General features: G+C 35.1%; 7 protein-coding genes. All 7 read right to left on the minus strand.

Annotation, left to right across the window (positions count from 1 at the left end):
* Positions 1 to 221: 221 nt before the first annotated feature.
* Positions 222 to 2,024 (minus strand): chloride channel protein, encoded by a 1,803-nt coding sequence (locus tag NTX65_05430; protein MCX6168756.1) that lies wholly within the window; start codon positions 2,022 to 2,024, stop codon positions 222 to 224.
* 351 nt (positions 2,025 to 2,375) lie between these two features.
* The gene (locus NTX65_05435) at positions 2,376 to 4,025 is read right to left on the minus strand and encodes a thioredoxin-like domain-containing protein (protein MCX6168757.1); all 1,650 of its coding nucleotides are present in this window, start codon (positions 4,023 to 4,025) and stop codon (positions 2,376 to 2,378) included.
* Between the two features lie 242 nt (positions 4,026 to 4,267).
* The gene (locus NTX65_05440; GenBank protein ID MCX6168758.1) at positions 4,268 to 5,440 is read right to left on the minus strand and encodes an AhpC/TSA family protein; all 1,173 of its coding nucleotides are present in this window, start codon (positions 5,438 to 5,440) and stop codon (positions 4,268 to 4,270) included.
* Positions 5,441 to 5,461: 21 nt separating this feature from the next.
* Positions 5,462 to 8,137 (minus strand): TonB-dependent receptor, encoded by a 2,676-nt coding sequence (locus NTX65_05445; protein MCX6168759.1) that lies wholly within the window; start codon positions 8,135 to 8,137, stop codon positions 5,462 to 5,464.
* 133 nt (positions 8,138 to 8,270) lie between these two features.
* A complete protein-coding gene (locus NTX65_05450; GenBank protein MCX6168760.1) occupies positions 8,271 to 9,272 on the minus strand; it encodes a FecR domain-containing protein in 1,002 nt (333 codons plus the stop codon).
* Positions 9,273 to 9,413: 141 nt separating this feature from the next.
* Positions 9,414 to 9,980, minus strand: a complete 567-nt coding sequence (locus NTX65_05455) for an RNA polymerase sigma-70 factor (GenBank protein MCX6168761.1) — start codon at positions 9,978 to 9,980, stop codon at positions 9,414 to 9,416.
* Positions 9,981 to 10,292: 312 nt separating this feature from the next.
* Positions 10,293 to 12,857, minus strand: a complete 2,565-nt coding sequence (locus NTX65_05460) for a SpoIIE family protein phosphatase (protein ID MCX6168762.1) — start codon at positions 12,855 to 12,857, stop codon at positions 10,293 to 10,295.
* Between the last annotated feature and the right edge of the window lies 1 nt (position 12,858).

Raw genomic sequence — 12,858 nt, forward strand, 5'->3', positions numbered from 1 at the left:
CAAGCTTCAAATCGACTATGCTAAACCTTCTCACTCTCTTATTCATCTTTTCTAAAATTTCCATTTTTTGTCACCTCCTTCAACTAAATCATTCCAAGTAGTGACACGCAACTGCCTACCTCTTTACTGCTGCTACATATCTCTACTAATCACAAATCGCTAACCATTTTATTTAATCTTGGAGAAAATAGTGGTATATAATACAAAGATATTACCTGTTATTATATCGATTCTTTCTGCTGCTTTGCCCACACAGATAAATATTTGTTAAATATAGTTGATTTAGATATAAAGCCGACATATTCATCATTGTTTGTAACAGCTAAATTCCACAATTGTGTTTCTTCAAATATCTCGATGACTCTGTTGATATCTTCATTGAGATCGATAGCGTTAAAGTTAGAAACCATAATATCGGTCACAAGAATTATATCATATGCTTCATAATCAAGCATGATCTCCCGGATATCATCAAGAGTGATAACACCAATCAATTTTTTTTCGTCATCTACAACCGGAAATAAATTTCTTTTTGTAAGAGGTATTTTTTCAACTAAGTCTCTTAAGGTCATTCCCGGTTTTATAATAATAAAATCGCTCTCAACTAAATCGCTTACACTCATTTGCTGTATAAAATACTTCTCCTTCTCGGATCTGAACTTTATCCCTTTTTTTGCCAATGAGGTCGTATAAATCGAATGGGGATGAAAATGTTTTGAAATAAAAAAGGATAATGCCGTAACAATCATTAAAGGAACAATTAAAGTATAACCTCCTGTAATCTCTGCAATCAAAAAGATTCCTGTTAAAGGCGCATGTAATACTCCGCATAGAACACCGGCCATTCCTACAACAATGAAATTTTGGCTGTTTAGTTCTGCAACGCCAAAATATCTCAATGAGTGAGCAAGAAAAAAGCCTGTTAATGCGCCGATAAAAAGAGAAGGCGCAAATATTCCGCCGTTTCCGCCGGAACTGATTGTTAAAGATGTGGCTATCACTTTTGTAAAAATCATCAGAGCTACAAAAACAATTAACGATAAATCTTTGTTAATGAATTCATTAAAGAGACTATTTTCTAATAGACTAAAATGATTTCCTGAAAGTAATTTTATAACGCTTGTATAACCTTCACCAAAAAGCGGAGGGAATAAAAATATTAATCCGCATAATAATAAACCTCCTATAACGGCTTTAGCATAATGTTTTTGAAATTTTTCCAGGCGAGCTTCCATCAAAAAAGAGGTTTTAATTATATACAAAGAAATTAATCCGCAAAGAATTCCCAGCATTATATAATATGGGATTGCGTACAGTTGCCACCCTTCAGTAACTAAATAAAACAACTGTCCACTATAAAGAAATTTAGAAAGAACAGCCGAAGATGCAGATGCGATCAAGAGAGGAATGAATGATGAGACTGTTATTTCAGGTAGTAAAACTTCGAATGCAAAAATAACTCCGGCAATTGGACTGTTAAATATTGCCGATATACCGGCAGCAGATCCGCATGCCAGCAGTAAAGTTCTTGTTTGATAGTTTAGTTTAAAACTCTTTGCAAAATTGGATCCTATAGCTGCACCTATTATAACTATCGGCGCTTCGAGTCCTGCCGAACCACCCATTCCAATTGTAACCCCGCTTGTTAGTAAATGAGAGATTGTATCACGGCGTGGAATGTCAGATTTACGTCTGATTATAATATATATGATGTGACTTAATCCTTTGGCGATTTTTCCTCCGAATAAAAGATCTACAATCAATACGGAGAGTAGAATTCCTATTAAGGGGGTAAACGGCAAAAGGATTTTTAAACCAAGCTCATCAAGCAAGATTCTTGGCTCCTGCTGAAAGAAATGAACCAGCTTTTTAAGAATTACGGCAGCTAAGCCGGATAGAATACCAACCAGCACACTTCCAAGGACAATAAAGGTTTTAAATTCTATTTTCGTTTTTAATAAAAAGGTAATTCTGTTTATCGTTTTTTTTATATAGATCAAGATAAGTTTTGCAAATCGTGTCAATTAAAAATCCCTTTTCTTATAAAAATATTTACTAATCTTTAGAACATTCAGGCTGATTTCGCGACGGTTGTTAATATCTTTTCTTTGTTTATTCTTCATTTTGGATAGAACATAAGAAAATCTGTAACTAAAATCTCACCTTGTATTTATAACTTATGAATTACTTAATAAGATTTTTTGAAATGCAGAACTGACAAGATTTTCGCAGAGATGATATGGAATATCGTCTTTCCAATTTACAATTAAAAAACCTCTCTAAAGGCGGGGGATTCCCTCAGAGAGGTTCTATGAGAAAAGGTTAACCAATCATCGAAAGATTCATTTACTAGCTCTTTTGGTTAACCTGCAAAATTATTTCAGCAATTCAACTAAATGTTTTTCCAATCCTTCACCTAGCAATTCATTACCTACTGCTATAATGATTCCTTCCGAATTGACAAGGACTGGTTTTGGAATTGAGTGAAGTTCGAAATAGTTACCGACTTCACTGCCAACTTTAAAATTTTCCTGACCAAGAAAGGCATGATGCCATGGCATTGCCCATTTTATCTTTCTATATTTTTCTACATCTTTCGGTGCCGCATCAAGAGATACGCTAAGTATTTCGAAATTCCTGTTCTTATATTTTTCATATACTTGATGAACATTAGGTAATTCAGCACAGCACGGCACACACCAGACCGCCCAAAAATCAATCAAATAATTTTTACCTTTAAAATCATTGTTAGTATAAACTTTCCGGGAACTGTCGATGCAAGTAAATTCGAACTCAATCATCGGTTTCCCGGCGACTATTTTTTCTGGAGGTTTATTTGATTTTGCCAGCTTTGCAGCATAAAAATCCGGATAATTATTTTGAAGTCGATTATAGAATTCGTCAGCGAGAATCGTGTTTTTGTTTTTCAGTTCAATATCATATGCGGAATTCAGAAAAAATGACTGGAACTCCTTGCTCGGATTTTTGGCAAGAATATCTTCGACATATTTTTTGTTCTCTGCATAACCTCCGTTCATTACTACGGCTTCGTATAAATTGCTGCTGCACCGCATGCTGAATAATTCATAATCGGGAGAAAGTTCAGTTAGAGCTTTCTTAATTAGCGCCGGTTCAACTTTATAATTTGTACTAATAAGATTTATATAACTGATGAACAGCATTTGACGAACATACTTATTCTTTTCAGTTCCCAAGCTCTTTTTTATTTGAGCAACAATTGGATTCCAGTCATAATTATTTGGTTTGCTCTTATAACTATTAATTAAAGCTTTGTTAAATTCATCACTGAGCAGTGCAATTTTTGCCGTATAGGATTGGGGATTTTCGAATTTAATATAAGGATCCGAATTTTCATGCGGGAGTTTTGCCGGATCAAAAACAATTGTTTTAATCCCTTTTTTCACATCTACCACCGTGGCATAATTAGCCATTCCTCTAATTTCTGTTTCGTCTTGTTCAGTCCCCGTCAAAAGTGCCCCGCTTCCCTTAATGTAACCAATAATGCCATACTTTAATTTTCTATCCTCATTAATATTAATATCCGCTGAGAATGTTCCGTCTTCATTTTTTTTCATCAAAATAAAATCGGAGTTCCATGAAAACTTGTTAAAATCGCCAACCAATTTAAGCTCATTCACATTATCTGACCATTGATAAAGAACAAGCCGAACATCAAGTTTTACTTTTGAAGGCTTTTCAACAAAAATTAAAACCGACTGGCCTTCATGTTTATCGCCTATGAACGAAAGAGAAAGCATTCCCTTTCGATCAGTTATTATTTTAAATGATCCGTCACTCTCAACTTTAACCGGATCCAATTTAATTCCTGTAAGAATCATTGAAGTGATATTCTCAGGTAATAGCGTAACATGCGCTGTCTGAATGGGTTTATCATTATATCCAAGAAGTTTACCATAAATTACTGTTTTATCAGAATCGTCTGCTGCTTGGGTCGAGGATAGTATTATTAGTAAACAGAATATATTTAAAAATATGCGCTTCATAATCTTTCCTTTTCATAAATAGTGCTAAAGAATTCATAATCATCATTAATACTCAACAAAAATTGAATCTGTAAAAAAACTCTCCAAAGATGGCTAATGGTTGATCTCTGGAGAGTTAGGAGTGTACGAGAACATTGGAAATATTTTATAAATATCAAAGATCTCGCAAAAGTGTGAACAATCAATTTTGTCGGGAAATTATACCCAGTAACCAACTAAATTCCAATTACTACTTTAGAGATTTATAGAATCTCTTTGATCTTTTCCTCGAGTTCTTTGTCGTGCAGGTTCTTTGCGACAATTAAACCGTTTTTATCAATTAGTAAAGTTGTGGGCAGAAAATGTATACTGTAAAGCGTTGCGATCTCCGCTGGTCTATATTGAATTGGGAATCGATCTACAACATTTTTCCATGGAATACTATTTTGCTGAATACATTTCTTCCATGCATCAATTTTCGAATCATTTGATACTCCCAATATTTCAAAACCCTTGTCTCTATATTGATTATATAAAATTTTCATCGATGGTATTGATGCAACGCAAGGTATACACCATGAAGCCCAGAAATCAATTAAAACAACCTTCCCTTTCAAAGAAGATAAACTAAGATCTTTTCCATCCACATCTGTTAATGTAAAATCCGGTGCATGTTTTCCGGGCTGAATCCTTAGCAAGGAGGCTAATTCTTCTGAATTCTTTTTATATGATAATGACTGTTTAACGTCATCGGTAAAATTATTCATTACGCTTGCTAAATTTTCAATCGGTCCGTATGAATCATTAATTGCGAATGATAGAGAGAAGCAAGCCGCGAATGAATTGTTATGTTCTTTAGCAAAATCCCAAGTGAACTGGTTAGAATTCTTAGTGTATTCTTCTCGAATATCAGAAACTTTTTCTTCTTGCTTCTTTTTCTCTTCCGGATCTTTCATGGCACTCATTTTTTTGTACTCTCGATTAAGATCGGAAGAAAGAATTTTCATTTTCTCATTAAACAGGTTGTATATATTCTGTTCAGAAGAACCCTTTACAACTGGTACTAACTCTTTTGGAGAATTTTCTGAAACTCGTGCGGTGTCAAGTTCAACTTCAACAGTTCCGGGCATAAGCCAAAAACTTGAATAATGATTTGATTGCGGTACCATCAATCTGGCAAGAATAGGTGTGGCGATACTCCCTTTGAAACTGAATTTACCATTTTTAATTATTGTTGTACCAAGGCTATCCGAAGTTCTTAATTCAGGCACACCTATTAAAACTATCTTTTTACCATTTAATCCAACAGCTCTTCCCTTTAATTCAAATTGACCGTTTGCGAATGAATATTTTGACGTTAATAAAATAAGTAGAGCCGCATAAAGCACGACTCTACTAAAATTGTTTATAACAGGTTTAGCTTTATTTAATTTCATGTTTTCCCTTTATTATTAATTCTACAATGATAATCCTGAGAATCTAATACCAAAAATTATTGTACGAGGTTGTGTAATAATCATATTGAGTCGTTCAAATTTGTCGTTGTTTGTTAGATTCTCTACTTGAACAAATCCTGTTAGCACTTCAGTAATCTTTTGCGAAACACCCATATTAATTTTAAGATATGAAGGATATGTTATTAGGTAACCTGATGGATATGGTTTTTTTGCTGGAACATATTTTCCGCTGTAAACATCAGCAAGAAAACCATAAAAATCTGCAGCTATCCACTCTCCAAATTGGAAAGCGCTCAGTGTTATTGTTGTACCTTCAATTGGAGTTACTTCAATATTTGTTGACAATGTATATTTAGGCTGTCCGTTTAATTGATCCCCAACCCTTGAACCGCCTGTATAAGTTGGCGCCAGTTGGGTTATAGTACTTTTATTTGTACCATAATTAATATTTATAGTTAACCAATCATATGGGTGTGTAACAGCTTTGATTTCAAAACCTTCATTTTTAACTTCGTCCACATTCTGGTATTGATAAGTTGAGATATTTTGACTGTTTGACCCTAGATTCACTTGTTCAATTAAATTTGTTGGTTTTTGGTTATAGTAAGTTAAGCTTAACGACAATATGCTTGAGTAATAAAGGTCTGCTCCAATCTCCCAACCTTTTTGTATCTGAGATTTTAAACCAGGATTTGGAAAAATAATGTATGTTGGGGCTACAGTACCTGCCACCTGACTGGCATCAGGAATAATAACCGATTGTCCCCATGCAATTCTTCCTTTCACCATCCATTTTTCCAATTCATATACGGCACTAATCCCTAAACGGGGTGACCAGGTATATGCATTGGTTGCCCCTGACGGGTTTTTATCTGCGCGCAATCCGCCTGTAAAGAAAAGAAAATCATTGTACGATAGTTGTGTCTGTCCAAAGAATCCTGAATTTATTACATAACCTGGATTTTGATCTACGAAATCATAATTATTTTTGTCAAGAACCTTAGACGAGAAGAATGGATGGGAATACTGAGACCAATCATATCCTAATGTTGTTGCCGAACCAATCAATTCGAACAACTTTGCCTGATATGATGTGTTGTAAGATGCTGTCCAGCGTTCGGTTCTCGAATCAGTAATCGAATAAAGTTTTGTGGTTGTATTGGGAGTTCTATCGTAGTTTAATGAATTCAATGTATTATAGCCAAGAGTAAAATTGTGAGTCCAATTTTCAGCAGCTTTATAACTTAGATTAAGTGCATAGGTCTGGTATGCGCTTTGTGATGCAGTATTCGGTGCCGCATAAGTTTGTCCTATTGAGTTATACATTTTAATATAGATAGGATCCCATCCCCTTGTATTATTCCGTTTAGAATAATTTAGAGACAATCCTCCGGTCAGATCTCCAAGATGAAAATTTGTGGAACCGGTAAGGTTTAGTGCTTGTTCTTGAAAAAGCGGTATCCATTGAGGTTCAGTGTTATAATTAACACCTAAATTATAACTGAAAATACTGTAACCACCGCTGGCATTTAATAAATATTCCTGGCCAAATGGTGAAGTACCACTATTATACTTATTATCTATAGAAGTCGCTGTAACTTTCCCGGATAGTTTTGAGTCGCCAGATTTTCCATGTTTAGTAAAGATCTGCATAACACCACTAATAGCGCCTGCACCATAGATAGTTGAAGCTTGAGGACCCGGAACTACCTCAACACGTTCAATAACACTGGGGTCCATATAGGTTATATATGCCGGGTCAGATGCTTCTACTCCATCAATATAAACCTTAAGTGTGGAGGCGGCTCCTGAAACTGTAGATACTCCTCTTACAGAAAAAGCTCCGTAAGTTGTACCGACACCTTCATCTGTATATATAGCTCCTGGAACAGTTAAACGGACAAGGTCAGCAACATCGGTTGGATTTATATTTTCAATTTCACGTGCTGTTATAACGCTTATTGTATTGGGAAGCTTTTTAACCAGTGTCGGGAGAACCGTACCGGTTGTGACTACAATTTCATTCATATTAATATCAGTTGGTTCAAGCTGTAAGTTTAGCCCCACTGTTTGGTTTGCAGTAACATTAACCGTTGCTTCCTTTGATTTATAGCCTACACTTGAAACAACCAACGTATATTTGCCTTCACTAACATTATCAATTGTATAGTTACCTCCTATATTCGTAGAAGTACCATGGGTTGTTCCTTTAATTAGAACACTTGCCCCCACAACAGCTTCTTTTGTCCTTGAGTCGGTTACTTTTCCTTTTACAGAACCTGTTTCAACAGCCGTAACTAAATTTTCTTTTTGCCCATAAGATTTTTTTACAACAATCTGATCGTTGATTCTGTTGAAAGTTAATCCGTAATCTTTAGCAAATACTTCAAGTATATTGTAGAGAGATTCGTCATCCACAATAACCGTTGCTTTTTCATTCAGGGGAAGTCCCTCTTCAAAAAAAATGAATTTAAAATTTGTTTTACTTTCAATTATTTGCAATGCCTGTTCAAGCGTAACGCTTACTGCCTTTACACTCACTTTAATATCTCGAAGGTTCTGTCCCTCCGCAGGCGTTGTGGCAAAGAGTATATTGACAAGAATCCCCTGTAGAAGCAGCCCCAAGAATGAATATAATAAAGCCATTTTGATTGTCCGTATAATATAATTTTTCATATTTTACACCTGTCTGTGTTAAACATTTTGTTAATTATGTGTTTAGCATTTTAAAGCCGTGACGATCTTCCCATCGTCATGGCTTTTTATTGACCCTCATAGATTTTCACTCCTCCTTAAATATGTTGATAAATTATTTTTTGTAGAAAATGATCTTCTTGGTTTCGTTTTTCTCTTTAATATTTTTGCATTGAAGCCCGGTTAACTTTTTAAGTGTCTCAGAGATTGTCCAGAGAGATTCGTTCTTGAAATTTGCGGTGATTTTGCGGTTGGAAAACGATGGATCTGTCAATTCGAATTTTATTCCGTAAGCTCTTTCCAGTTTCACCAGAACATTTTTAAATGGTTCTTTCTTGAACACCAGCACATTTTCTTTCCATCCGGTTGCTTCCTGCAAATCAAAATGTTCAACAGTGCCGATCTCGTTGTTCTTGTTATACAATAGCTGCTGATCCGGCTGAAGCATTACAATATTCTCAACTGTACCTGAATTTTCCTTAGAAACTTTAACGCTTCCGCTGACCAGAGAGACCGCAATGTTTTTTTCTTCTGGAAAGGCGCTTATATTGAATTTTGTACCCAACACAGTAGTTACAAGATTTCCGGTATGAACAACAAATGGTTTCGACGGGTTGTGGCTAATATTGAAATACGCTTCGCCCTTTAAATAGACCTCCCGCGAGTTCTTTCCGAATCCAATTGGATATTTTAATTTGCTGTCCGCGTTAAGAATTATTGTTGAGCCATCGGGTAGCGACAAAGTAAATTTTTGCCCCATCTCCGTAACATTCTCATTCCATATAACAGCTTTCGGTTTTTTATTGAATATGCCGCTTACTATTAATAGAGTTGTACTTAGAGTAATGAATAAAATAATTGATGCTGCTGTTTTGATCAGATGAGGTGTGAATAATATTTTTTGAAATAAATTTCTATCGGTATTCTCTATCTTCTTCTTGATTTCAGAATATATTTTATCCTCCATGTTTTGTTTATCTCCTAAATCAAATGCATTCCAATTTGTGCTGGTATGTTGGAATGAATCTAAATATTTCTGAAACAACAACTCTTCATCGGGAAGGCATTCTCCTCTCAGGTACTTTTCAGCTAATTTTGTGAAATCTTGATTGTTCATTATTTCTTCTCAAAAGTAATGGATTACTTATTTTTCGTTTTCTCTGTACTTAAGTACCGTAGAGAGATAATAAGTACTATCCGCTTTGTGTCATTCGGTAATATCTTTGCACGGAATCAATACAAGTAAGTGTTGGGGGTTTTACAAAAAAATTATGTTGATACTTTTTAGCGATTTTCGGATGGTTTTTAATGCATTGGTAATTTGATTCTTTATCGTTTGAACGGAGAGATTAAGTTTAGAAGCGATTTCTTTATTGGATAATTCCTCATTCCGGCTTAACCGAAAAATTATTTTCCGTTGTTCCGGCAGGGACTCTATCAGGCTTTCGATACGATTATAAAGCTCTAAATATTCCATCGATTCTTCAATTCTATTTTCTGATATGAAATCTTCGAATTCTGAATTATGTCGTTCTAATAGTTTTCGTTGCCGGAATTGTTTGAATATCTGGAATCTCACAGCCTGGTATAAATAAGCTGAAACATTATCGATCTGCAAAGATTTTCTTCTCGTCCATAAGTTTGTAAACATTTCCTGAATGATATCCTCACAGATATCTTTTTCTCTAAGGACATTGTAGGCGTAAATATAAAGCTTGGACCAGTATCTTTTGTAAATCTCGTTGAATGCAATTTGATCATTATTTTTTGCCAGTTCGAATAAACCCCTATCCGAAAGATCAAATATTTTTTTATCGGGCAGCATTCAGGCCACTTAATTTAATGATGGAAAAACTTTTTCTTGGCTGAATCTAAAGAAAATATTTCCGAGAAACTATATTTTTGAAATATAAGAAGGATTGGAAAGCTGATCTAAAAAACTTTCTATTGATGTTTTCCGGTTTGGGTAAAATTTGATTAGACTTAACTATGGATTTATTTCTGTCGAATCCGATAAAATGAATATGATAAATTTGAATAGTTACTCACTACAAATAGTACATTCAGTTTCCCGGTTAAAAGATTCTTTTCTTTGAGTCGTTACCGTCTTGAATTAGGCAGCCGCTAGACTATTCTTTCAAAATGTAGTTTTGATGGAAAGAACAGTTATATCGTCGTACTGCGGCACTTTACCCCGGAATTCATTTAAATCATTAAGTAAAATCTTTTCTATTTGAGAACAGTTATGATTGAAATTTTCCACTAATAATTTTTCCAATCTTGCTTCGCCGTAAAACTGATTTGCCGAATTCATCAATTCTGTAACACCATCTGAATAAATGAAGAATAGGTCTTCCCTTTGAAGTTGTAAAGATTCTTCTTCAAGCGATGAATTGAATAGTTCACCTTTGTCTAAGCCGACTCCCATTCCACCCGATGCAAATGTATCGCACTCGCCGTTACGTATTCTGATCATTCCCGGATGACCTGCTCTACAGAATGTTACGCGTTTTGTATCAAGATCGAATAGTGCAAGTGACACAGTAATAAACCATCCCCTTTCGATGTTTTCATAAATATTTTTGTTTACATCAATTAAAACATCTCGGGGTGATTTTCCATCGGTGCAATAAAGACGAATCATGGTTTGAAGTTTGGACATGTAGAACGATGCGCTTAATCCTTTTCCGGAAACATCTCCGACAACAACAAACAATTTCTTCTCCGAAATTTTAATCAGATCAAAATAATCTCCGCCAACATGCATAGCGGGAATCATCTTGCCGGAAAAATCGAGTCCTTCTATTTTTGGAAAAACTTTTGGCAGTAATGTTTCTTGAATCTTCCTCGCATTTTCCAAATCGCGTTCCATCTTTTGTTTTTCAGTTTCGGATTCATATAACCTTGCATTCTCAATAGAAACCGCAACCTGGTTAGCTGCTGAAATTAACAATTCAATATCTTTACCGGAAAACCGGGAACCGGATTGTTTTAATCCAAACAACAGTAAACCAATCACCTTATGTTTAATAAATAACGGTATGATTGTAAAAATATCTTCAACAATTAGCCGGTCGGCATCATCTTCCCAAATTGTCCGGAAATCTTGCCTTTCAATTATGGGTTCCAATCCGATTAAACTACGTTCTAAAAGAAATTTCTCTATAATATTTTTTTTATCATCTAACCGGAACCATGAATTCGATATACCCTGATGTCTTGCAAGTTTATAAACATCTTCGTCATCGCGCAGCAGCAAACCGAATGTTTTAATTCTCAGCGACTTAACGAACATATCCAAAGTTGAATCAAGTATATTTTCTTGTCCAACAATACTCGCTACTTCGTTGCTAAAAACTAACAATCGTGATTGAAATGCGAACTGTTCAGGATAAAACTTTTCTGTAAGGTAATCCTGAAATTTATCTTTCGTTGACTGGAAAACAACTGCAAATAAAACAAAAACCATTCCGGCAATTACCCCTTGATATTCCGTTCCAATTGCGGCACTTATTGACTGCCCGATCAGATAAATAATCAAGAAATAAATTCCTGCCAGCGCAACAGTTGCAGCCCCGTATACAATTGTATTCTTAACAACTTCACTTACATCCATTAGCGAGTATCGAAAAATAGAATAACCAAATGCTATAGGAAGCAACGCAATAAGAATAACCGGAGTGAAATAATATGGATTGTTAAATATTACACCGCCAATCCTGGCCGCAAGTGTAAATGTGTAGATAAGCGCAATTACAGAAATTAGGTACGAAACTAGAATTACAAAGATGGCGTTTCGTTCCTGTTTTGTTTTCAACTTCACATAATTAATAAATAGAAATACCAGACCGATTACTAAACCGCAACCGATAAGAAAAGAGATTATAGTTGAAATCGTTTCATACAGTTTTCCGTTTCCTTTTTGATAAACAAAATAGATCTTCAATGAGATTATGACAGCGAAGATAATATAAGGACCAAAATTTAATAGTCTATTGAACCATTTCTTTTTGACCAGTGATAATTCCTTGGGGAAAAGAGAAAAGAAACGGACTAATAAAAACGGAAAGAATACTCCTCCTAAAGTCCACAATGCATCAACAGTAAAAAGAAGAATTACGTTTTGAAAAATCGGGTTCGGAACCTGCTGCCCGCGATATAGCATGTCTGCCATTGCAAATAAAGTGGCGGCAATTCCAACTCTATAAAATGCATTCTGAGTTCTTCCTTCCGATTTTGCCATCACAACAATGAAACCGACTATCATCCAAATAAAAGAGAGCAGCGCAAATGCCAGTCCGCTGAAGTTTATCAATTTTTTTACAAGAATTTTGACTTCAAGTATCTTGCCGTTCTTAAGAATTTTGTATGTAGCGTAATCGCCCGCTTGAATACGATCTAATGTGCGTGAGGCGACAAGGTTATTTATTAATTTAACGCCATCTATGGCAAGAAGCTGATCACCATTTCTAATACCGGCTTGCCATGTTACACCATTCTCTTTTACCTGATCAAAATAAACCTTGATAGAATCACCGTCAGAGGATTTTTTTTCGATCCAAAGACATTCATCGTTTGATTGTGCCGTAACCTCAAATATGAAAAAGAAATTCGCTATTCCGATTAGTAAGAGAATCACAGTTGATATAAGAATAATTTTCTTCTGATTCTTGACCCAAAATTTTTTGAATATCTCTTTCATA

It is taken from the genome of Ignavibacteriales bacterium, from assembly GCA_026390795.1.
In the GTDB taxonomy this organism is placed as follows: Bacteria; Bacteroidota; Ignavibacteria; order Ignavibacteriales; family Melioribacteraceae; genus Fen-1258.